The 21689-nt window shown below is 45.8% G+C and carries 20 protein-coding genes and 2 pseudogenes; 12 read left to right on the top strand and 10 right to left on the bottom strand.

The features are described 5' to 3' along the window. Positions 1 to 43: 43 nt before the first annotated feature. Both ACTJJJ_RS21080 and ACTJJJ_RS21075 read right to left on the bottom strand, forming a co-directional pair. Positions 44 to 2467, bottom strand: coding sequence for an SdrD B-like domain-containing protein (locus tag ACTJJJ_RS21080; protein WP_440702944.1), 2424 nt, complete (start codon positions 2465 to 2467; stop codon positions 44 to 46). Between the two features lie 608 nt (positions 2468 to 3075). After that, positions 3076 to 3225: pseudogene (locus ACTJJJ_RS21075) on the bottom strand (integrase core domain-containing protein); the annotation flags it as partial. Positions 3226 to 3651: 426 nt separating this feature from the next. Between ACTJJJ_RS21075 and ACTJJJ_RS21070 the strand changes: the two are divergent. The 6 genes from ACTJJJ_RS21070 (at position 3652) to ACTJJJ_RS21045 (ending at position 9049) form a co-directional block, all read left to right on the top strand. Then, positions 3652 to 4158, top strand: coding sequence for a hypothetical protein (locus ACTJJJ_RS21070; RefSeq protein ID WP_440702943.1), 507 nt, complete (start codon positions 3652 to 3654; stop codon positions 4156 to 4158). A gap of 454 nt (positions 4159 to 4612) precedes the next feature. Further along, the gene (locus ACTJJJ_RS21065) at positions 4613 to 4891 is read left to right on the top strand and encodes a hypothetical protein (RefSeq protein WP_440702942.1); all 279 of its coding nucleotides are present in this window, start codon (positions 4613 to 4615) and stop codon (positions 4889 to 4891) included. Positions 4892 to 6066: 1175 nt separating this feature from the next. Further along, complete coding sequence (locus tag ACTJJJ_RS21060; RefSeq protein ID WP_440702941.1) at positions 6067 to 6327, top strand: Atu4866 domain-containing protein; 261 nt, start codon at positions 6067 to 6069, stop codon at positions 6325 to 6327. Positions 6328 to 6342: 15 nt separating this feature from the next. After that, positions 6343 to 6780 carry a hypothetical protein gene (locus tag ACTJJJ_RS21055; RefSeq protein ID WP_426295672.1) on the top strand — a complete coding sequence of 146 codons (438 nt, stop codon included), beginning with the start codon at positions 6343 to 6345 and terminating at the stop codon, positions 6778 to 6780. 52 nt (positions 6781 to 6832) lie between these two features. After that, positions 6833 to 7738: a helix-turn-helix domain-containing protein gene (locus ACTJJJ_RS21050; protein ID WP_440702940.1), complete on the top strand. Its 906-nt coding sequence runs from the start codon at positions 6833 to 6835 to the stop codon at positions 7736 to 7738. Between the two features lie 564 nt (positions 7739 to 8302). Then, positions 8303 to 9049 (top strand): SDR family oxidoreductase, encoded by a 747-nt coding sequence (locus ACTJJJ_RS21045; protein WP_440702939.1) that lies wholly within the window; start codon positions 8303 to 8305, stop codon positions 9047 to 9049. A gap of 54 nt (positions 9050 to 9103) precedes the next feature. Here ACTJJJ_RS21045 and ACTJJJ_RS21040 read toward each other — a convergent pair. The 7 genes and pseudogenes from ACTJJJ_RS21040 to ACTJJJ_RS21010 form a co-directional block, all read right to left on the bottom strand. Then, positions 9104 to 9715, bottom strand: a pseudogene (locus tag ACTJJJ_RS21040) (NADPH-dependent F420 reductase); the annotation flags it as partial. Positions 9716 to 9781: 66 nt separating this feature from the next. After that, entirely contained in the window at positions 9782 to 10468 is a 687-nt protein-coding gene (locus tag ACTJJJ_RS21035; protein WP_440702938.1) for a hydrolase, read from the bottom strand. A 240-nt stretch (positions 10469 to 10708) separates the two neighbouring features. Then, positions 10709 to 11293 (bottom strand): Crp/Fnr family transcriptional regulator, encoded by a 585-nt coding sequence (locus tag ACTJJJ_RS21030; protein ID WP_440702937.1) that lies wholly within the window; start codon positions 11291 to 11293, stop codon positions 10709 to 10711. Positions 11294 to 11490: 197 nt separating this feature from the next. Further along, positions 11491 to 11646, bottom strand: a complete 156-nt coding sequence (locus ACTJJJ_RS21025; protein ID WP_440702936.1) for a hypothetical protein — start codon at positions 11644 to 11646, stop codon at positions 11491 to 11493. Positions 11647 to 11710: 64 nt separating this feature from the next. Then, positions 11711 to 12232, bottom strand: coding sequence for a hypothetical protein (locus ACTJJJ_RS21020; protein WP_426295666.1), 522 nt, complete (start codon positions 12230 to 12232; stop codon positions 11711 to 11713). A 140-nt stretch (positions 12233 to 12372) separates the two neighbouring features. Then, entirely contained in the window at positions 12373 to 13107 is a 735-nt protein-coding gene (locus ACTJJJ_RS21015) for a helix-turn-helix domain-containing protein (protein ID WP_440702935.1), read from the bottom strand. A gap of 140 nt (positions 13108 to 13247) precedes the next feature. After that, on the bottom strand, positions 13248 to 13667 hold the full coding sequence (locus ACTJJJ_RS21010) for an OsmC family peroxiredoxin (protein ID WP_188937477.1): 420 nt from the start codon (positions 13665 to 13667) through the stop codon (positions 13248 to 13250). A 576-nt stretch (positions 13668 to 14243) separates the two neighbouring features. Between ACTJJJ_RS21010 and ACTJJJ_RS21005 the strand changes: the two genes are divergently transcribed. The 6 genes from ACTJJJ_RS21005 to ACTJJJ_RS20980 all read left to right on the top strand — a co-directional run bounded on the left by ACTJJJ_RS21005 (position 14244) and on the right by ACTJJJ_RS20980 (position 20426). Beyond that, positions 14244 to 14810: a Crp/Fnr family transcriptional regulator gene (locus ACTJJJ_RS21005; RefSeq protein ID WP_440702934.1), complete on the top strand. Its 567-nt coding sequence runs from the start codon at positions 14244 to 14246 to the stop codon at positions 14808 to 14810. Positions 14811 to 15045: 235 nt separating this feature from the next. Beyond that, the gene (locus ACTJJJ_RS21000) at positions 15046 to 15417 is read left to right on the top strand and encodes a hypothetical protein (RefSeq protein ID WP_440702933.1); all 372 of its coding nucleotides are present in this window, start codon (positions 15046 to 15048) and stop codon (positions 15415 to 15417) included. Then, positions 15392 to 15553 carry a winged helix-turn-helix transcriptional regulator gene (locus ACTJJJ_RS20995; protein WP_440702932.1) on the top strand — a complete coding sequence of 54 codons (162 nt, stop codon included), beginning with the start codon at positions 15392 to 15394 and terminating at the stop codon, positions 15551 to 15553. The genes ACTJJJ_RS21000 and ACTJJJ_RS20995 overlap by 26 nt, the downstream gene beginning before the upstream one ends. Before the next feature lie 1074 nt (positions 15554 to 16627). After that, complete coding sequence (locus tag ACTJJJ_RS20990; protein WP_440702931.1) at positions 16628 to 16867, top strand: hypothetical protein; 240 nt, start codon at positions 16628 to 16630, stop codon at positions 16865 to 16867. A gap of 458 nt (positions 16868 to 17325) precedes the next feature. Further along, complete coding sequence (locus ACTJJJ_RS20985) at positions 17326 to 17436, top strand: S41 family peptidase (protein WP_440703473.1); 111 nt, start codon at positions 17326 to 17328, stop codon at positions 17434 to 17436. Between the two features lie 641 nt (positions 17437 to 18077). Next, a complete protein-coding gene (locus tag ACTJJJ_RS20980) occupies positions 18078 to 20426 on the top strand; it encodes a TonB-dependent receptor (RefSeq protein WP_440702930.1) in 2349 nt (782 codons plus the stop codon). Between the two features lie 350 nt (positions 20427 to 20776). On the opposite strand, the gene ACTJJJ_RS20975 is transcribed toward ACTJJJ_RS20980, so the two are convergent. Then, positions 20777 to 21346, bottom strand: coding sequence for a DJ-1/PfpI family protein (locus tag ACTJJJ_RS20975; RefSeq protein ID WP_426295657.1), 570 nt, complete (start codon positions 21344 to 21346; stop codon positions 20777 to 20779). Between the last annotated feature and the right edge of the window lie 343 nt (positions 21347 to 21689).

The raw sequence follows: 21689 nt of genomic DNA, 5'->3' as shown, positions 1-21689 counted from the left end.
GATCCGGTCGTTTCAGCGACCGAAAACTGCTTGCTTAATTTGACTATTCAGATTGCTTCATTACAACCGCACTTCGAATCACTCCACCTTCGTTGATACTAATAATGTAATTTCCCGCCGCCAGGTCATCCGTATGGAGAGTTGCTTTATATGTACCTTTTTTCGACCTGACCTGATGCACCTGGAGTTCCCGTCCCAGCTTATCTGAAAGCCTCAATGTTGCAGATTTGCCGTAAGCAGGCATAACCACTTCTAAATTTTCGACAACCGGGTTCGGAAAAGCAACCAGTTTTCCATCCTCAGATGTCGCCCTGTTATCTATTTTGAGGCCTTCAGGAACGAACCCGAAGTCCAGATCATGAATATTGACGCCCGACAATCCGGTCTGAAAGGCGATTACGGCATAGTTTCCAATCCTGATCGCATCATTGTCGATCTCCTTATCGGAGGACCCACTGGCAAGGCTTGGTTTAAGTTTTTGCTCATTCAGACTGACCCGTATCTCATAGTTAGTTCCGGGTTTAAGTCCTTGGTTTACATTAGCCTCGCTAAAAAGATACGTTCCGTTTGTGTCGGACCGGGTGGTCGCAATCTTGGTTCCTGCCTCATATAAATCTAACTGTACATCGGTAATACCAGGCTCTTTGGTATCCTGCACTCCGTCGCCGTTGGTATCCGACCATACCCGGTTGCCGACCGCAATAGGAGGTTGACCGGTGATCAGAGCAAGGCCGCCTATTCCATTTGACTTGCCAAAAGTACCGGGCTGTGCGTTTCCATAAAACAACCAACCGCGACTGGTTTTGCCGTCCGAACTGAAAAATGACTTTATCCCCCCGGAATTGAATTCCTGTGTCGGCTCATGGGCTGTCATCAATATTTCTCCCGTTGAAGGCAAGGCTAATACTCCTCCTGCCCCGGTTTCCTCATGTATGACGCGCCCGTTGCGATGCTCGTCTCGGAACTTAAAATCGTCCTGAAAAAAGAATTCTCCACCGCTCGGCCCCTGCGTGTTATCCTTACCCTCTGATGAAAAATCACCGGTTACGGCATTTTCTTCGAGCTTGAATTTTACGTTGCTACGCCCAGGCCTATTTGGAAATACACGCAAAATATCACCGGCAGCCACAGCCGTATAGCCGGCATTTCCTGTGGGATCTGGCTGCCCCGTACCGGATTGGTGCCCAAACCGATCCATAAAGCCCAATATCATCGCTCCCTGTCGATCGAACGCAATCGAAGACAGAATCGGCTGTGGCCTGGCTGCGGTAGAAGGCAAGCTACTATGTAAGGCTTTGCTAAAATCGTCGGTCCATGGATGCCAGGCCGTCAATCCCGGACCAGCTGCCACTGCACCACGGGGATAATCCAGCGATGTAGCAAATACTTCTTTAAACTTTTTTGTGGACAGGTCAAGCTCGTATACGATTGCCTTCAAGTCTTCCACGGACTCAGATAGCGATGCGTCGCATACCGTACCCATATATACGTTGTTTTCGCGAACCTTTATTGCAAAGGGTCGACTGATACCGCCGGTACATCCTGACAAAGGGCTTTTGTACGCAGCGATGTCCGCAGATGTGGGTCTTGCCGATGTATCGGCGGGAATCCGGATGCCATACAATGTCTGGTCTGACAAATTCATGACATATAGAAACCTGCCATCTTCTGAAATGTCTATCCCTCCCAAGCTTAACTTTCCAACATCCCCCATGAACTTACTGTCCACATTAATGCTGTCGACTGACCGCTTTAATCCCTCGTGATGATCTTCGCCGGTCTGTATACCTAGGCTTTTGAGGTCTAGCCAGCTGACTGTGTGGCGCGTATGCCAGTTAGTACGATAAATGCCCCCGGTGCCGAGCGGACCGTAGCCGACGTGCCGTTTAGCCAGTGCAGCCGAATATAAATGCCCCGTGACCTTGTTGTACGCCAAACCCCACAAGGCACCTACTTGCTCAGAGCTAGCCAGTCTAACCGCAGCCGTATCTTCCAGTGCTAAGGCGGTCAAAGCTGAAAAACTATCATTGCCACTGCCATTAATATAGACAGGCGACACCAGGAATGAATTTGAGGAAATGTAATGCTGCGGCACGTATCCGGTCCAATTCACGTCTGTTGCCGGACTTTTGACGAAACGAACGACCGGTGTGTGAGCACTGCTTTGCAGCGTTTTCGATTCATCTACGAAGGTCAGTCTCACATGCTTACCCTCAGGCACATTCAGCAGATAGTTACCGGATGGGTCGCTCAATGTCTGCGCAACAACTTCGTACTTACCGGTTTCCGTTAGCCCGTGTGCGGTAATGCGGATATTGTGGCCGGAATTCAGAATCCCTTGGTCACTACCAGAACTGGTACCGTACGATACCCTTCCACTGATTTGACTTTTGGATAAATGAGGTGCAATTAAAAATGAAATAAACAATAGCGTTATTCCTGATACTACTTTCCTGTTTTGTTTCATGAAACAAAATATTAATTGGTCGGACAATAAAAATCCCATGACGGAATGACACAAGGCACGCCGTGTTATAAAGTAATGTGGTACTCTTCGACAAGATTGAGCTGATCGGGAATATAATTCAAGGCTTTAAAGGAAGCGCGCGTTATGCCTTCTTTCCCATAAGCTCACAATTGGAGTGATTTGAACTCAATAATTCTTACCTGACACTATCGCATAGCTTTCATCCGGTAGAATTTTGCCAATGCATAGCTCTCAATTGCACTTGGGGCCGAGTAATTACAAACAAACAATGCGGAAAGCATCGCAAGGACGGAAAGTAGAAACACTTCATTTAGGGGAGAAGACGTAATAATTGCTAAATCGGTTACAAAGAACTGCTTAAGTTTAGATCAATCCAACTATTTCTAATCTTTTTTTAATTAGTTTGTTTTATGCCCGGCTTTTTGTGCATTAGTGACGTAGAAAACGGGCTTTTGCGAGCGAGTCTTAAATTCTTGTTTCAATCAGATGATCGGAGATAAATCTACCTTGTCCAGGAATTTCGGATATAGAAACCGTAAGGAGGTTAAGTTTGCACGTAATGATTGCCAGACTGTCTTGGCCCCTTATTAGTTGGATATTTCTTCAAGCATGGTTAAGGCGTTTGGCATAGCTTCTTCCCATTTTTGTTGGGGTGTGGTGAAGCCAATGGAACGGTGTAACCGACGCTCATTATAATGTTTGATGAATCGCTGGATTGTTTCTTTTGCTTCGTAGTAGCTAGCGAATTCATTACGTTAAATTACTTCACGCTCCAAAATACTGTGAAATGCTTCGATATAGGAATTTTCTTCCGGTGTCGCTACGTGTGTAAATTCGTCTGTTAGCTAGGGAAGGAAGGGAGTCCAGTTTATTTTGTTCTAATTGACGAATAGTTGCCGATCAGATGCTTGCCAGACATAATTTAAGATTTTTTACTCGAATTACATTAGGGTTGACGCCTCGGATGTTATACTTTGGCGTATCCGTTCATCAGAGCGAGAAAAGTAGGTAAAGTGAGACTTAAAATGTGAAAGAGATGAGCCTGCATGCCATTCAAGCGTATCCGTTGATTAAGTTCTTGTATGAAGAGCTGAGCGGACAGTTCTTTGCCGACGAGCTTTTCCTGTCTGAACAGGATGCTGATTCTCTACAATAATAGGTATATGTTCGACATCAGGGATGACACGTCAACCTATCTGGATGAATTTGAGGCATTCTTGGACAAACCTTTCACCCAATGGTGGATCCCGATAGAGCGCCTTCGCGTGATGAACTGTATGCGTGGCCGTTTCCGGGTTGTGCTGCATGCTCAAAGGCGGATTTTTGAGGATATAATTTTCCGGAACGATTACGCAACCGAGTTGACGGCCATTGACGGACTTAGACAAATTTACTGGTGGGCCGCTTCTAGTATGGCCCACTATCGCTATTCCCCGGAAATGACCTCCTGCGCTTCGGAAATTAAGGCACGGTACGGCAAATTGTCCGATCTGCGTCAGGGAGGAATTGTCGTTCAACCTCCAGTCACGGAAGAATTCTATCACCTTTTTCAAGGAGCAAACGCCGAAGCAAAAGAACAGAAGTTTGAGAAGTTAATCGATATCCTGATAGAGAAGAATTGGATATCTTCAACAGAAACGCCAGGCGTCTATGTGCTTCGCACTTATTAAGCAGGTTCAAGGCTCCGAATCGGGGCTATACAGGGCATATTTAACAACAGTTACCTGGAGCTCGCATCGCTGCACTGTTTAATTCATGGCTACTACACAGTATTTCTAAAAAGTCATTTGAAAAAATCTTTCAACCAGAACAGCAACAATTGTTAGCCTGTACCAACCACAGTTGGCACAAGTACGTACTGCGGTGTAAGCAGCTACTGTCAGATTTCTGATTTTAATTTATGAACCTCCGGCCGGGCGCTGCTCTGCCACTATGCCTGATATGGCCCGCTCTTGCTGCTTTGAAATGTTCACTCGAGCCAGCAAACGGGGCGTGCTGGGGCTGCAATGACAAATAAGGGTTAACCGGTCAGATATCTCGTCGAAGGTTACTATGAAGGCACAAAAATTCGTGTAATTACGACGCGTCGAGACGTTATTACTGCATTTCCTGTTAAATAGTTATATGAAAAGATTATCACAATCGATCCTGGTATTAATTGCTGCAGCAGAGAAACTGGGTTTAAACGAAGAGGATGTCAAGATTGCGACGGAAATTGCCACTTATTATGAATTTGGCCTAGCGTTTGATCAGATAGTTACTCAAATGTTTGAGTATGAGATAGAAATTGATAACAATTTTTACCTGCTATTAACAACGAACGCACAGATGATGAATCTCGAAGAAGACGAATATGTATGCATGAAGGACCTGATTCGTGAAAATGGCAACGTCCCGCAGTAGGTAAAAGACCACCTGGCCAGGTTAGTTCAAAGTTTGGACAGGTGAATTGAAATTATCCCTTCCCAACGTCAAAAGGCTTCGCTCTAAGACATATGCTTAGGTTAGCCTGTTGGCAAATGTAGGGCTGGAAGCGGTTTGAGGGGAGAAATATTCCTATTTACATAACCACAAGTTATCACAACGACCGGGGTGTCTTGAACAACTCTTTGGGCAACGAGGCACATACAGCCGACTATTATTTCTAGTAGATTGATGATAACTTTGGTGTGAGAGTTTGGGTATGCAACCATATGTTCAACCTTGGTGGGTTATTCAGCGATAAGCAGACCTGAACTCTTTTTGTATTCGAAATTCGATTTATTCCTTTACCATTCGCATAGGATTGAGTATTATTGTATGTCGGCTCAATCTAGTGAGCACTTCGGTGAGCAGACTTTTATAGCTTTGTCTAATTGCTTGATAATCAAATAGGATAGGGTGGGCGTTCGACTCCCCGCATCTCCACCAGAGTAATAATCAAATCTTTCAAAAGCCCGTAAAACTAATTTACGGGCTTTTGCTTTTTTCCACCATTCCGGGTTCCGACCCAAGGGGTGAATTCGGGGAGAATGAATGTTATGAGTAATTAAGTATTTGGTTTATAGTCTGTTGTGAAGACGATTCGACTCCCTCTGCAACCATGAAATACCTGGCCAATCTGAAAAGGATGTGTGCAAAATAAAGAAGCCCATTACGTTTCACTACTCAGTTTCAATTTTGAGGGTGGCTCATATTGGTCCGCTTGTGAGTTTAAAGAGACAGCCGTTAAAGTGTACTTCGGTGATTTTTCTGAATTCTTGCTGCGATGAATCCAGACTATCTGTATGGTTCAAAAAACATCGTCTAATGCGTGTTTAAATGTAATTAGGTTTCGTACGCAGCCGGCCTGGACGAAGTTTGCGGAAAGAAATTCGCTGATATTCCTGGCAAATTGAATCAATGTTTGATTTACGCAAGAAGCTGTTTCTTTGCTGCTAACCTGCTGCTGTCAGGCCAATATACCTTTGCTATATCAAAAATTTAACCACTTAAACGAATAGCAAAGATGAGAACTGCATGGATTACTTGTCAGGTCGGGCATATTGGCCACCCTGACGATCCTACTCATTCAATGTAAATCGAACCAACTAACCGCTATGAAAACCAAGCAAACAGTGCAGGAAAGTAAAGAATATATCGGCATGTGGGTAACAGCCGACGGGTACATACGCCATAACCTGCTCCCCGAGAACCGGTACGATGAAGCCAGGGGCAAACATGAAAGCGCTTATCAGGGCTCCTACAAAGTCACGGGCAATCATATTGACTATAAAGATGACACCGGCTTTACCGCTGACGGCGACTTTCGGGAAGGTATTTTGTACCATGCCGGGATGGTGCTTTACAAACAGAAATAAGACCAGCTCATTGATATGGAAGCTACCGCCACCAATATCCACGCCGGGCGGATCGAACGCCTCGCTGCCGAAGACCCATTTGCAGCGGGGCAACTGCCCGGTTATTGGGTGATCCTGCACCTGGAAGACTCCGGTCATCTGCTTTTTACCAGTGGGCAATCCCTGCAGGCTGGCAGCTGCTCACTCGCGGGACGGCAGGGCTTTTACTGCGCATTCACGCCGTTGTTTATGCCCGAAAAGCTGGCCCGACGTATCGAACGGCTTTCCATATTTACGGCTAAATACAAAGGGAGAGTCCAGCTGAGTGGGGTACAGGCAGCTGCGGTAAGCCGGATCTTTGAACTGCTTCTTGCCGAACTAACTTCCGAATATGCCCATAAGCTGGACCTGATGCGCAATTATGTAGTCCAAATTATCCATTTTGGGCTAAGAAACGCAGGTGGCGGCGCCTGAGTGGCTGGCTGCATTGTGTATCTTTACATATTCTCAAAGGTATCCAAAAACTATGGCTAGTACAGAAACACTTGAAGAGTTTTACCAGCACAAATTTTCAGGAACGCCGGCAAACATTCAACGCGAGATCGGTGATTTCAATGTTTTCGTGGTGGAAGACAGTGTCAACCCGCAAGGGCAGGTCACTGTACCCTACGCGCGAAGGGATTTTTATAAAATCAGCCTGATCACCGGCGATAATCTTTTCCATTATGCCGACAAAACCTTGCATGTAAAGGGTACGTCGCTGATATTTTTTAACCCGAATGTCCCTTACCGGTGGGAGACGCTTGCCGAGGGGAACGCGGGCTACTTCTGTATTTTCAAAGAAGCGTTTTTTATGGAAAAGCTCAGGAGTAACCTCGGTGAGCTGCCCATGTTTGCCATTGGCGGCAAACCTTCTTATATCCTGGACGAGCAGCAGAAGGATTTTGTCAGCGGGATCTTTCAGAAGATGATCGACGAAATAGGCTCGGATTACCGTTTCAAGCAGGACCTGTTGGTTAGCTACGTTACAGAGCTGATCCACTCTGCACTAAAAATGGACGCTACCGAAACACTTCACCACCAGGTCAATGCGAATGCGAGGATCACTTCGATTTTCTCGGAGCTGCTGGAAAGGCAGTTCCCGATCGATTCGACCGATCAGCGATTTACGATGCGCTCTCCGAAGGATTTCGCAGACCAGCTCTACGTGCATATCAACCATTTGAACCGCGCCGTAAAGGAAACAACCGGTAAGACCACATCTGCCCTGATTGCCACCAGGCTGGTCAGCGAAGCAAAGGCGCTGCTCAAACATACGAATTGGAGCATCGCCGAAATCGGTTACTCGCTGGGTTTTGAGGAGCCGGCCCACTTCAACAACTTTTTCCGGAAGCATACAGAGGTCTCGCCGTCTGCATTCAGGTCTTTATAATGATATCTTGCCATCAGGAAAGGGGCGCTGCAAGGTGTCCCTTTTGTTGTTTGATATTTGAAAGGATCTGATCGTTTGTTGCAATGGCTGCATTGCGGGGTAGCACGAACTTTGCTAATACAACCAAAAATTACACATCATGAAAACGAGCTATGAAAAAAGCGATTTTCCAGTCGACGGCATCCGTCGGTATCTGGAACCAGGCCCGATCGTGCTGGTAAGTTCAAGCTGTGACGGATAGGACAATATGATGACAATGGGGTGGCACACGGGGTGGGCGCACTTTTATGGTTTCAGGTGAGCACATCTCATTCCCTGAGAGGTTTAGGCCCGAAAACTTGTAGACATACACTTTCCATATCAGGCCAAAGGCCGGGTTTCACATGCGAAGTAGGCTGTGAAAACCGGCCGTTTCTTTGTATCCGAAGAGAATGCTAGATTGTTTGTTTTTCGCAATTATCGGTTTGAAGCTTGCATCTGCAAGGCCAGGTTCACAGTATACCTTTGTAACATCAGATCTGAACAAAAAACAATTATCAACCGCAGATTCAAACAATTTAAGCAATGGAAACGCAATCAAAAATAGCCCTGATAACCGGCGCTTCAAGTGGGATTGGCGCTGGTACTGCCAAAGTTCTGGCCGCAAACGGATTCAAAGTCGGCATCGCCGCCCGTAGAATAGACAAATTAAACGAGCTGAAAAATGAGATCACTTTATCCGGCGGAGAAGCCTTTGCTATTCAAATGGACGTTACTGATCCTGAATCCGTTAAGCACGGCGTTGAAGAGCTTGTTGCTGCTTATGGCACTATTGATATTCTGGTCAATAATGCGGGACTGATGCCGCTGTCGGACATCGAGAGCTTAAAAGTAGACGAGTGGAACCAGATGATCGATGTAAACATTAAAGGCGTGCTCAATTCGACGGCCGCCGTGCTGCCCTACCTGAAAGAGCAGAACTCGGGACACATCATCAACATGTCGTCGATCGCCGGCCGCAAGGTTTTCAAAGGGCTTTCGATCTATTGTGCCACCAAATTCGCCATCGCCGCCTTTTCTGATGGTCTGAGAATGGAGCTTGCCCCCAAATTCAAGATCCGTGTCACCAACATCCAGCCCGGTGCGGTCGCAACAGAACTGTACGACCACATCTCCGATGCTAAATACCGTGATGATATGGAGCAGCTCGCCAAACAGATGACCTTCCTGACTGGCGAAGACATCGGTAACAGCATCCTGTACGCGGTGTCGCAACCTGCCCATGTGAACGTTTCGGAAGTATTTGTATTACCTACCGAGCAGGGATGGTAGCCTCGGTCAACCGGTAAAAAGCCGTAGTCCAGTGTGGGCTACGGCTTTTTTTTGCTACAATTTGATCAGGTTAAGGGTGGCCAGCGGCCCTTTTGCCTGTTGCAGTTTGCTGCCGGTGGCCAGATCACCAAGATCTACGGGCGAAAAGCCGATCGATTCGATGAGCTGGCTTACTTGTGCTTTTGCTGCGGAATCGTTGGCAGAAACAAAAAGTACACGGTTACCACCGGCTACCCGGGGATCTTCGGCAAGCGTTTTGTAAAAGATGGTGTTAAATGCCTTGACCACTTTTGCTCCGGGAAGAAGCCCGGCCACTACTTCGCTGGATGCTTTTGTTCCAAGGTCTTCTACTTTGAAGTCGGGCGCATAGGAGATGAAATGGTTTGTCGCGTCGATCACGATCTTCCCATTCCAGTCGGCAATGCCGGTAATGGATGGTATTTGCGACCACGGCAATGAAAGTAAAACGATCTCCGCCTGGGCGGCATCTTGGACCGATCCGGCCCTTGCGTTCCGGCCGAGCTCGGCTACCAGACCTTGAAGCGCATCCACCCCGCGCTGGTTACTAAGTATAACTTTATGCCCTGCCTTTATAAGATGACGGGCAACGGTCTGGCCGATGTGGCCGGCGCCGATAATTCCGATTGTTTGCTGCATGATTTTAACTTGGTTTGGCCGGCACCACGAAGGCGCCGGGCTGTGTTCGAAATGATTGTACTGATGTCTGGGGACTTAAATACCTTCCGGCGCCGCTGACGAAACGGTAGGGGGCGTTGCGAGTAGTTGCAGTTCCCAGCTCAGGCTTGTGCCTACGTTGCCCATGTGTTCTATGAGCATTTCCGCCAGCGCCGGCACGGTTTCAGTGCGGGCCCAGTCACGTTGCAGCTCGGAGGCAAAAACCGTCCAAGTCAGCGGCACAGCGCCAGCCTGGACCATGCGCATCACGGCCATTTCGTGCGCTTCAAGGCTTACGCCACCCGATGCGTCCGTAACAATGTAAACCTCATATCCTTCCCCCAATGCCTGGATAACCGGCATTGCAAGGCATATTTCGGTCCATAAGGCGGCCATGACAATTTTCTTTTTACCAGTCGCTTTTACCCAGTCGGTCACCCGGGTGTCTTCCCAAGTGTTGATAAACGTGCGGTCGATCGGCGTTTGGTCGGGAAAGATGTCTTGAAGCTGTTTGATCAAAAACCCGCCCCGATGCTCGACCACCGTCGTAAACAGGGTAGGCACGCCGAATGCTTTGGCCGATTTGGTGAGTCCCACCACATTGTTGATGATGGTTTGGGTGTCGTGGCTTCTGAGCCCGGCAAACTGGAACGGTTGGTGATCGATCAGTATCAATGCACAGTTATCCGGGGTCAAAAGTGCTCCAAGTCCTGCTTTTGGGTTCAATGTGGCGGTCGCTTCCATGATGTTTTTGTTTAGTAGTTAAGAATTTGGTCATTGACGAATACCGGCTGGTGTTTTTTGTTGGCCGCTTTCGATGATGCAAAGTTGGGGCATGGTCGCGCTGGGAATTTTGACCTGGATTAAGAAATGCAGTTGATATAGATCAATTCGAATGTCACTTTTTTGACTATCGAAAGGTGCAAGGCAATAAGCAAAAGACCGCCCCACATGACTATGAGGCGGTCTTTGTTTGTTTGGTAACTATCTGGCCAGTACCTGTTTTCGTACCCTGCTCATTGTTTCAGGGGTGAGACCAAGGTAGGAAGCGAGCATGTTTTGGGGAAACCGCTGTAAAAACTCGGGGTTGGCCGCCATCAGATACCGGTATTTCTCTTCTGCGGTCATCGTAATGCCGACCTCAATGCGTCTTTGGGAGGCGACAGAGTGGTTTTGATCCAGGATGTGCGCCATTTTAAGAAAGGAGAGCGACTGTTCTTTGAGGACATTGAGCTTGTCGAGTGTCGTCACCAGCAGCACAGAATCTTCAACCGCATCGATGTTATACCTGGACGGAGTCTGACTGATAAGGCTGCCACGGTCGCTGATCCACCAATCTTCGATGGCAAAGTTTGTAATATGTTCAAAGCCATTGCTGTCGATACTATATTGTCGCAGCGCGCCTGAGGCCACGAATGCCATATACCGGCAAACCGTCTCCTGGTGCAAGAGAAATTGCCGCTTCCTGAGGCGTTTAACCTCAAATGCTTTTTCTATAAATACGAATTCTTCGTCGGGGATCACGGCCGATGTGACCCGGTCGATATACTTGCGCAGCTTGTCGAACATGTTGGTTAAACCGGTGAGTTCTGCCGGAATCTGGTCTGTTAAGGCTACCCGAAATTAGTATTTTCTTACAAATAGGAAATACCGAGCAACTGTCAGTTTGATTTGAAACAAGCGAATTCATTGATCTGTGTCAATTTTTGCCCGAATAGGTCAACCTAATTTTGCCCTTGAATCAAAACAATAAAGTCATGGCAGGATTAGGAAACAAAGATCATCACCGGAGTTGCCGGTGGAATGGGTGAATCAGAAGCAAGGTTATTTGCTGCGGAAGGAGCGAAGATATTGCTCACTTGGTATCCCACTCCCTGATTGGCACCTGTCACCAGCGCTACTTTACTTTTCTTTGCTTCCATCTGTTTTTACTTTGAAATTTGAGAAACCAAATTTCAGGTTTGTCGGGGTGCGATTGTAGCCAAATCAAGCTGATTTGTAGCCAGAACGAGGGTGATTGGTGATCAACCTATTGATCCGGCTTTGCTTTCTGAATTGGAAAATCGAGCCTGCGATAAACAGGACAAAGAGTAAGAGAAGCGTTTTTGCAATCAGTGGATCCTGCGGCCCGTTTGCCAGAGGATGCCCTAACGGAACTCGGGTAAATGTCTCATTGACAGTCGGAAGTAGGGACAAAAAGAAACTGAGGGAAAAAAGGAAGTTTTCAAAAAAACGAGACCGGCGGTTTCCTGGCTTTTTCAAATAGAGAAAGTAAGCCACGAGTACCAATAACATGATTAGCAAGGCAAGGATATGACCGGGGTTGACACCCTTGACACTCGATAGCCCCAATGCAGTGAGTGAGGTAACCAAAGTACAGTAAAAATAGATTTTCCCGGACAACCTGCCCAGATCAATTTTAGCGCTCTTTACTAAAGACACAACCGCTGCAACAATGGCAACGACACCAATAACGGTATGAAAAATACCTAAATATGACAATCCCATAATTTTGTTTTGTTTGATTAACACTGCAAAGTTGCCTGACAGGCAGCAAAATAACTTTGCAGGCTAGTCCAATGATTTGGCAATTTGGGTCAGCGGTGACCTATTCCTGAGACGCCGGCAAAATTGGGGCATAACTCCCCTTAGCTTTGATTGAACTTCGAACGATAATTGGTCGGTGACACACCATATTTATGGCGGAAGCTTTTGGTAAAATTAGCCAGATCATTGAACCCACAATCGAAAGCAACGTTCGATATACGTTCATTAGAAGCCGAAAGTAGCTGTGCTGCCCGTTCCAGGCGCTTTGCTTTGATATAACTGGCGGGAGAATCATCATAGAGCCTTCTAAACTCCCTTTTGAATGAGGAAGTACTCAAATTGTTCATTTGAGCCAGCTGCTCTACGCTAATCTGTGAAAATAAATTAGCCTCTACAATCTGCTTGAAGGTGAAGGTCGTTGGTGAAAATAGTTGGGATAATATGGTCTGTACGATGTCTGCCTGTTGTGTCTGCGACAACAAAAGCACTATTTCTTTCAGCTTCAATATCAAAATATCCTCACTTACTAACGATGGATTTTCAAAATAGAAGAGCAAGCCTTCGATGTACTTCTGAATCAGAAAGTCATTATTGATTACCCCGCGCTGCTGATTAGTTATTTGATCATTTTTTGTAAATACAAGTGGAAGCTCCTTTTCATAAACTCTTTTGAGGATTTCTGCGTGGAATGTAACAATCACAATTTCACTACTGTCGTTGGAATGGATGTCCCTGATTTGATTGCCTGCTTTAAGGCAGTTTAGAAGCAGGGACTGGTGGGCCGGAATATTCAAGTGATCAGCCCCTGACTGATATTCCACTTCTCCTTTCAACATGTATAAGAAACAGGCTTGCTCGGCAACGGGGAACGTAAATTCAAAAGACGACTTTACATTCACCCTTTGAAGGACGGTTTCGCCATACAAGTCGAATTTTTTATAATCAGTGACCATTAGAATTGCCTTGAAAGAAACAATTATAGAGACACAAGGTGTGCCTGCGATGACACAGGAATAGACAAAACTTTTGAAATTAGACAGTTTCTTTCTGCTTCTTTCGTGATTGCTTCAAACTTCTCGGAGCCAAGCCCCGGCACATTTCCCGAAATTGAAAGGTGCACGCCGGTTATGCCCGCATTATCCATGGATACAGTTGCCTCAGTATCCAGCTCAATTGCTGCAAACCCCTTTTCCGTCAGTGCATAGCTGACCGCCATTGTAAAGCACCCAGCATGTGCTGCTGCCAGGAGTTCTTCGGGATTGGTTCCTTGTTCGCCTCCAACGAACCGGGTTTTAAAGCTAAAATTTGTTTTGTTTAAAATCTCGCTTTGAGTAGTGAGCTCTCCTCTACCTTCTTTCACGCTTCCTGCCCAATGGGCTTTTGCTGTACGTTTCATTTTTATATTTGTTAGACATTGCTGTCGATATTGACAATGCAAAGTTGCAACACTCGTGTTCAAAACTCCTCGCGAATCAGCCCAACTGTTTGGCAATTTGGCTCATTTTTATTTCTCAATTATCGTTCATAATCGCTCGATTTCGTCAGAACCTCCCATTGCTTGTACGAGAAATGGCTTTATTGGCACTTTCAAGTATCAGCTTGTTGTTGAGGCTCATTTCTTCTCCTGTTTTTGGTCAGTTGCCCAGGCTCTAAAGATACAATGCTGGCGGAGATTTTGTTTGTTGCCAGCTGTTGATGGCTTTGCTCAGAGGAGCATAGTCACTTCCCAGCGGAGAAAGCTTTGATAGTTCGAAACAAATTCACCTTTTACGTAACTTTGATATAATCTTTCTCCTGGGCTTGCTCAATAGCTTGTCTGCTCGGTTTTGAAGTTGAAAAAGGACTGTAATTTGACTCATCACCGTGGAATCGAAACATAAATTACTCTGGCAGAGGATCCTGGTCAATAGCCTCTTTCTAATTCTAGCGTACACGATTATTTTTATCATTGCCGCGTTCTATATTGATAAATATGAAAGTTTCAGACATTCTGTGTACGACGGGTCACTACACTGACGATGATATCCGCTTGTTTGAAGCTTCGGTTATGCAAAGAAAACTAGCAAAAAATGAAGTAGTGCTGCCGCAAGGACAGGTTTGCAAATCCATTTTTTTCCTTATACAAGGCTCCGCTTTTCAATACCGTCAGCTTCCTGATGGCAATCAGGTTGTCGATCTGCACGTTGTAGGTGAGTGGTTTACCAATTATCAGAGTCTGATTTCACAAATTCCTTCGGAGTTGACTGTTAGCGCTTACAGCGAGTGCATAATTCTTGAAATGGATCTGAATGTGATGCACTATCTCATAGGTCGGTCGCTGGCATTCCTTCAATTGAACAAAGCACTGGAAGGGGCCACATCAAGAATGAAATTTTTGGAAAGGGCGATGTCCCCGAATGAGAAATACAACTTGGTGATCAATCAGCGCCCTGAGCTTATTCGGGCGTTTCCGCTGAAAATGCTCGCTTCTTACCTTCAAATAACCCCCGAAACATTGAGCCGTGTGAGGAAGTCGATTATGAAACCTCGCATTTCTTGATTTGAATCAATAGCGTTAGTCGTGTGCGAGCGATAATTTTGCCGTTCACTTAATCGAAAATCATGGTTCATAAATCGATATCAATCAGGCCGTTTGTTGGATGCAAGGATTTTGAGCGTTCCAGGAATTTCTATCGCGATCCTGGCTTTGAGAAAGTGTTTATTACCCCTCAAATGTCCCTTTTCAAATCTGGCGACCTGGGCATATCTTCAAACCGTCATCACTCTGATCAGCTATGTCCGAAATTAAATTTACTAAACTAGTTCCGAATGTATTTTATATAGATATACGGGACGCCCTGACCACTTTTGTAGACTGTCTCGGGTTTACAATCACCCACGATGAAATTAAAACACACCGACCATTTTGCGTGATCGAGAAAGGAGAGCTGCGCATCAACTTGTTTGAAGATGCGGGCCTGGCAGACGAACATCATCCCGAATTCCGGCTGGTAACGGAAGACATTGAAAATGTTTACAATCAAATTTCATCGAAGTATCCAAATCTCCTGCATCCTAATCTCAACAAGGTAACGCTCCGCCCATGGGGAGCGAGGGAATTCGCAATCACTGACAAGCAACTTGGTATTGTTATTCAGCAGTGGTAATGCGACGGGTTCATTTTTTGATCAATTGTTTAATCAATTCCCGCCACTGGTAGAATATTTCCTTACCGATTTGGGCGAAAGCTTGAAACCCATATTTAATGAAATGGCAAAATGGGGAGGAAAATACGGATTCTAGTAATTTCAATTGAATGATTGACGAAATTTCACAGGTGTAATACGACGGTAATAACGTTGTGAGTCGTTGAGCAGCGTTTCAATCTGGGTGGCGACAGGACAGCTTGTTGGTAACACTGCGATCTGTAACGCGGATAACTTTCGGGATCATCATCCCTTAGTGCCCGAAATAAAAAAGCATCCTGGTTTTTAGCCTTTATCACCGCCCAGGCGGCTCAACGGTGAAATGGCTCATTCAAGTATTGGGTAGACAATAGGTTCAGCTTTATCTCGGAGACAACTTTCTCCGACGACCCTTATTCTTTCAAAGAGGAAAGCTATCAGGTGGACATAATGCTTCTTACAGTGAATTACAGGGGCGCTGACCCACTACGAAATCTAATGGTCAACTTCTGCCGAATATCCACCAGCGTAAGATTTCGGAAAAAATGTAGTTGCCAATGGGGAAATCGGCCACTTGGAAATTAGCGTGTTTTGAGCATAGTGTTAAACTGTGTTCCTTTTTTCACTCGAAAAGGTGGGAAGATTTGTACAAGATGATGGATTAGGCTATTTTTCTTCAAACAATGAGTCTTAAATGTCAGAAATAAGCTACCAATACAAGCTAAGTTGCTTTTCACCGCTTCCACCCTGGGGTACAGCTTTCGGACTCGATACTCCATTCCTTTTTACGTTTGAAATGTTTGAAACTGAAGCGACTAAAATGATGTACACGGTACGAATCGAATCAAATAGATACGTTGCGGGTATGTGGGAAGAGGAAAGACGAATTCTGAGCGTGGATGAATCATGGCTAAGGCGACTATTTTTTTCACTTAACAACTTCATCATTGAGTATTATCGAACATTCAAGCAGCTACCTAGCACTACGAATGCCTATTGCAACGGGCGAAGTTACAACGGGGTTCTTTTCTCGGTAATGGAAGAAAATCAGTTAGATTGGCGTAACCACGTTATATTCTGTTGATGAATGATCCGGAAGACTATCGGAAGCCGTTCTCCCATATCCTTTATCGATACCGACGCAATGACTGCGTGGCATTGAGTGAGTTTCTTAGTGTACCCTAAAATAATAATGGATAAGGTTGAACTACTGGCAAAATTGAACGAATTAGACGCTTCAGAAGAGATGTACAGTTTGGAAGGAGGCACACCTCCCGAAAGAATGGTTGTTGAACAAAATGGCACTGTGTTTGATGTCTATTATAGTGAGAGAGGCGTGAAGGTTGATTTGAGGACTTTTCTTTCTATTGGTGAAGCGTACGACTATCTTTATTCTGTGTTCAAAACCTGGAAAGAGAAGGGATATTTATAGGCAGAGACATGTGCTCTTTACATTCCAAAGAGAAAATCCCCGCAAAGTGTGTCGTCCTGGAAAAACCTTGCTGTTCTTATGGTGTCTTGAACGACTCTTTGGGTAACGAGGCATATACAGCCGACTACTCCCCGCATCTCCACCAGAGTAATAATCAAATCTTTCAAAAGTCTGTAAAACTGATTTACGGGCTGTTGCTTTTTCCCATATTACCGAGTTCCGACTCAAGGGCCGAATTCGGGGAGAATGAATGGTGCGGGAATTAAGTATTTGATTATTAGTATGTTGTATGGGTCTGAATTAGGGTGATCGGTGTCTCCTAGTTCTCCAGGTGCGTACCCTCAAAGATGGTATACGCATTCTAGCACGTTCGATTGAGGAAAAAGTAAGTTCGGAGGTACGCTACGCTTTCCGTTCCCCGCTCCTTTTACTCGAAGACCGACCCAAATTTTGATTCGCTGTTGAGTGCTGCATTCACCAGAACGAAGGACTTGCAGATCAGGAACCTGATATTGGACCTCAGAAACAACGAAGGAGGCAGCGAGCAGCAACAGATGGCGCTCATCTGATGAATGGCGTGAGCTTTTCGAGCGCGGCAGACTTAATTGCAGACATCAAGAGAGCTACCAATGCCATATTTATCGGTGAAGAAAGCGGCGGGGCCTATGAGGGACCAACCGGGGGTGACAACATAGTTGTCCAGCTTCTGAATAGCAAAATAATGGTTCGTATCTCTCCTAATATACACATCGGCTATAAATACAAGAAGCATCCTATCGGCCGGGGAGTCCTGCCGACCCACCAGATCAATTATTCGATAGCGGACGTACTCGTAGAAAGGGACATGGAGATGGAAGCAGCTAGGAATCTAATTACAGGCAAATCAAATTAGACAGCCGGAAACTCCCAGCTTTCTGATATGGGGCTAGTTCGCCGGCGCGGTTGCCTTGACAGCGGCTCGACGGGCGGATCAAGCGCGAAAATGGATGGAAAAAGATATAAGTATCCTGGTCTTCAAACTTATTTGATGCCTTATCACTCGAATAGTTGGAGACAAATCACAGATAACAGTGCCTTCAAACAATGCCGAACCATTGGTCGTTCGGTCGGTTGATAACAAAACCGGCCCAGGTCTCCCCGGGTAAATACCAAGTTTATTTTTAATTAGTATAAATAATTTTATTTTTGCGTGAAATTAAACGCTCGCTTAATGAAAATAAGATTACAATCAATACTATTCTTTGTCGCTTCCATTTTATCCTTCCACCTTGCTTGCGCTCAATCTGCTTCTGGAGTTATTAGGGGCATCGTGATGGATAGCAATAAACAACCGGTCCCATTTGCTTCTATCATTGTGAAAGGGACTAATATAGGTACTACCGCAAACGGTGATGGAAGTTACCGGCTTAGTAATTTGCCCAAAGGAAACATTTCGATCAGGGCTTCCTTTATCGGATATACGATTCAGGATAAAGATATTACTCTTGAGGTTGACACGGAACAAAGCCTAGATTTTGAACTAAAAGAAAGTTCTTCCCAGCTCGACGAAGTCATTGTTTCCGCAGGCCGCAGAGTAGAGTCGCTGGCTGAAACGCCGTCATCTGTGACGGTTGTAAACGCGAAGGAAATCGGCACACTCTCTACCATAAGCCCTAACATCGCTAACATTCTGGCGTTTTCGGTTCCCGGTTTGGGTGCATCTACCAATCAAACCGGGAATTCGGGACAAACATTGCGTGGTCGTAACCTGCTGGTTCTTATCGATGGAATACCGCAATCAACTCCACTAAGAGCCGGAGGGCGGGATATCCGCACGATTGATCCGTCGGTGGTCGAGCGGGTGGAGGTGATTAAAGGAGCCACGGCAATTTACGGAAACGGTGCCGATGGCGGATTGATTAACTACATCACGAAAACGCCAAAAACAGAACAGAAAATCGGTGGATACAGCCAATTGAGCTTTACTGGCAATACCCGTGGAGATAGCACGCTGGGCTTCCGTGCCTCACAGCAACTGTACGGCCGGGTAGCCAACTTCGATTATGTAGTTAGCGGGATGTACGAAAAAACCGGCGTTTACCGGGATCCGGAAGGATTGGTGATATCTCCTGACTACGGACTGGGCGAAACGAAAATATACAATGCGTTTGCGAAGGTTGGTTATAATTTCAGTGGTTCTCAGCGCATTGAGGCTATGTATAACTATTACAGCTCCAATCAGCATTCGGCTTACGTTGCCAAAGCCGGTGTTTATAGACAATCTCCCGCAATCGGTGTGTGGGGAACCCGGAAAGGAATTGACGAGGGAACCCGCTACAACCACAATGCTAATATCCAGTATACGAATAAAAATATTGTTGGCAGGACTTCTCTGACTGCCAATGTGTATTTGCAGGATTTCTGGACGGTTTATTCCAATTCAGAATCATTTTTTGGCAGCGGACAATCGGCTATTATTTCGACAAAGAAAGGTTTCAGGCTCAACCTGAATACACCTTTTACTATATCGCCCAAACTGTCGGGTGACGTGACTTATGGCGTGGATATATTGAATGACAAGACGGAGCAAAATCTCGTTGACGGCCGCTCCTGGGTGCCACGCATCAATATGAATAACTTTGCTCCCTATGCGCAGCTTACAACGCAGTGGTTTAATTACCTCAACCTGAAAACGGGCTTGCGTGCTGAAAATATCAAAATGGACATTGCGGATTACGCGACTTTGGCTACTGGTGCCGACGGTGCAGGAAGCATTGACGTAACGGGCGGAAAGCTGGATTATAATGCTTTTGTATTTAATGCAGGACTTCGGTATTCAAAATTTAAGCGGTTCAATCCATTCGTCAGCTATTCACAATCATTTTCTATTTTCGATCTGGGGAGAATATTAAGGGCTGCGAACGAAAATACGGTGGCCGGTCTGCAAACCGAACCAATCATTGTAAACAATTATGAAGTTGGTTTCAGCAGCGCCTTAGGACCATTGAGTGTGTCGGCTGCCTATTATTACAGTACATCGAAACTGGGTTCCAATTTACTTCTGGTGGATGGTAAATATGTTGCCGAAAGACTGCCGGAGCGGGTTTGGGGCTACGAATTCCAAGTTGACTATCAGGTAACTACCAGCTTTGTTTTAGGAGGTAACTATGCTTTTGTAGAAGGCAAAGGCGATAAAGACGGTGACGGAAATTTTAATGGCCCGACCGATAAATACCTGAACTCGAATCGCATTACGCCAGCGAAAATTGCGACTTACGCCAGGTACAACAAGGCCCGGTTTAATGCAGACCTGAACTGGTTGTATGTAGGTAAAAGGGATCGCTTTACACCCAATGAAAAAGGCGTTTATCCAATCGGGGAGGGGCCGATCGACTCTTATAATACATTTAATTTATCCCTGGGATACAAAATCACGAAAAGCCTGAAAGCTGATTTGGGTATTGAAAACTTGCTTAACACAGTTTATTACCCGTCTATTGCACAATTTTATGGAACAGCAATTGATTACCGGAGAGGAAACGGGCGCAGATTTAACCTTACGGTAGGATATCACTTTTAGCGAATATGCCGAAATCTGGCTGGGCGGCCAAAAAGGGTAGCACACGCTGATAAAACCTACCATCCGGCTCTACATATTTTCGCTAGGCCCGCCGACATACTCTTCCGCCTGATTGTTGCTTGAAAAATGGCTAAGCAGATGTTGGTCGATTTAAGGGAATTGTTGGAGTTAAGTACTGATACGTATCGTCAAGTAACCAGCGCGGAAAACAAATTAGTTGAACGAGCGCAAGCTATAACTGGTGGTTCATTAGCCAAGGAGCCGGGTCGATCGGGCCATTAGATTTCCCATCATATCCAGGCGCGGAACGTATTGGACGTACATTTTCCAAACCACTGTCGTCTCCGCAATTAATCTTGAATCACTTCCACTTCTTTGAAACAGGCAAAGATTTCGCGATAGAAGTCAGGGTGTGATTGCCAAGTCTGGCCAGTCACAATATTGCCGTCGCGGACAGCCTGTTCCGTTGAATAGGTGCCGCCACCCATCTCTATTTCAGTACGCACATGTTCATAGGCGGTTAAGACGCGGTTTTTGGCAAGTCCGGCTGTAACCAGGATCTGGATACCGTGACAAATGGCAAAGACCCATTTACCCTGGCGGTCAAACTCGCGGACTACTTCCAGAAGCGCAGCATGGTTGCGCAGGTATTCGGGGGCTCTGCCACCTAGTAGCAAAATGGCTTCATAGTCGTCTGCCACCACTTCCTCAATCGTAAGGTCTGAGGCCAGACAATAGCCAGGCCGCTCTACATAGGTATCCCAGCCAAGTTCAAAATCGTGCATCACCAGGTTAAGCCGGCGCTTGCTGGGGGCAGCAATCACGGCAATGTCACCTTCTTCCTGAAATCGGTGAACGGCATAGAGGGTTTCGTAACTTTCGCCACCATCTCCGGTGACAATCAAAATTTTGCGATTCATGGGGCTAGGAATTTGGAATACGATGTAACAGTAGCGCCATTTTAGATGGCCGAACATTAAAAAGTCAAAACCGGGTAAATCCTACCTGCAAAGCAAAGTGCCTAAGTCACCCTACAAACCGGTTGCTGATGTTCCTCAAAAATTCACTGAATGAGCAATGAAGCCTCTAATCCCACCGGCCAGCGTAACATCATCTGCGCGTTACATGGACTGTTGAAAAAGAAAGACCATCCTAAACGTTTCCTGGCTACATTTGCGAGAGTAATAGTTCAGCCATCATAATTCAATCAATTATCCGGAGGCTTGTTATCACGGATAAAACCAAAGGGCCCTGAAAGCCCTT

The sequence above is a fragment of the Dyadobacter sp. 22481 genome (assembly GCF_052044875.1).
GTDB classification, from domain to species: domain Bacteria; phylum Bacteroidota; class Bacteroidia; order Cytophagales; family Spirosomataceae; genus Dyadobacter; species Dyadobacter endophyticus.
This window is presented reverse-complemented; position numbering and strand designations above follow the sequence as displayed.

Bases quoted from the DNA above. Each gene is read 5' to 3' on its own strand.
- ACTJJJ_RS21080 (WP_440702944.1), bottom strand. From the start codon at position 2,467: ATGAAACAAAACAGGAAAGTAGTATCAGGAATAACGCTATTGTTTATT.
- ACTJJJ_RS21070 (WP_440702943.1), top strand. From the start codon at position 3,652: ATGTTCGACATCAGGGATGACACGTCAACCTATCTGGATGAATTTGAG.
- ACTJJJ_RS21065 (WP_440702942.1), top strand. From the start codon at position 4,613: ATGAAAAGATTATCACAATCGATCCTGGTATTAATTGCTGCAGCAGAG.
- ACTJJJ_RS21060 (WP_440702941.1), top strand. From the start codon at position 6,067: ATGAAAACCAAGCAAACAGTGCAGGAAAGTAAAGAATATATCGGCATG.
- ACTJJJ_RS21055 (WP_426295672.1), top strand. From the start codon at position 6,343: ATGGAAGCTACCGCCACCAATATCCACGCCGGGCGGATCGAACGCCTC.
- ACTJJJ_RS21050 (WP_440702940.1), top strand. From the start codon at position 6,833: ATGGCTAGTACAGAAACACTTGAAGAGTTTTACCAGCACAAATTTTCA.
- ACTJJJ_RS21045 (WP_440702939.1), top strand. From the start codon at position 8,303: ATGGAAACGCAATCAAAAATAGCCCTGATAACCGGCGCTTCAAGTGGG.
- ACTJJJ_RS21035 (WP_440702938.1), bottom strand. From the start codon at position 10,468: ATGGAAGCGACCGCCACATTGAACCCAAAAGCAGGACTTGGAGCACTT.
- ACTJJJ_RS21030 (WP_440702937.1), bottom strand. From the start codon at position 11,293: ATGTTCGACAAGCTGCGCAAGTATATCGACCGGGTCACATCGGCCGTG.
- ACTJJJ_RS21025 (WP_440702936.1), bottom strand. From the start codon at position 11,646: ATGGAAGCAAAGAAAAGTAAAGTAGCGCTGGTGACAGGTGCCAATCAG.
- ACTJJJ_RS21020 (WP_426295666.1), bottom strand. From the start codon at position 12,232: ATGGGATTGTCATATTTAGGTATTTTTCATACCGTTATTGGTGTCGTT.
- ACTJJJ_RS21015 (WP_440702935.1), bottom strand. From the start codon at position 13,107: ATGTTGAAAGGAGAAGTGGAATATCAGTCAGGGGCTGATCACTTGAAT.
- ACTJJJ_RS21010 (WP_188937477.1), bottom strand. From the start codon at position 13,667: ATGAAACGTACAGCAAAAGCCCATTGGGCAGGAAGCGTGAAAGAAGGT.
- ACTJJJ_RS21005 (WP_440702934.1), top strand. From the start codon at position 14,244: ATGAAAGTTTCAGACATTCTGTGTACGACGGGTCACTACACTGACGAT.
- ACTJJJ_RS21000 (WP_440702933.1), top strand. From the start codon at position 15,046: ATGTCCGAAATTAAATTTACTAAACTAGTTCCGAATGTATTTTATATA.
- ACTJJJ_RS20990 (WP_440702931.1), top strand. From the start codon at position 16,628: ATGGATAAGGTTGAACTACTGGCAAAATTGAACGAATTAGACGCTTCA.
- ACTJJJ_RS20980 (WP_440702930.1), top strand. From the start codon at position 18,078: ATGAAAATAAGATTACAATCAATACTATTCTTTGTCGCTTCCATTTTA.
- ACTJJJ_RS20975 (WP_426295657.1), bottom strand. From the start codon at position 21,346: ATGAATCGCAAAATTTTGATTGTCACCGGAGATGGTGGCGAAAGTTAC.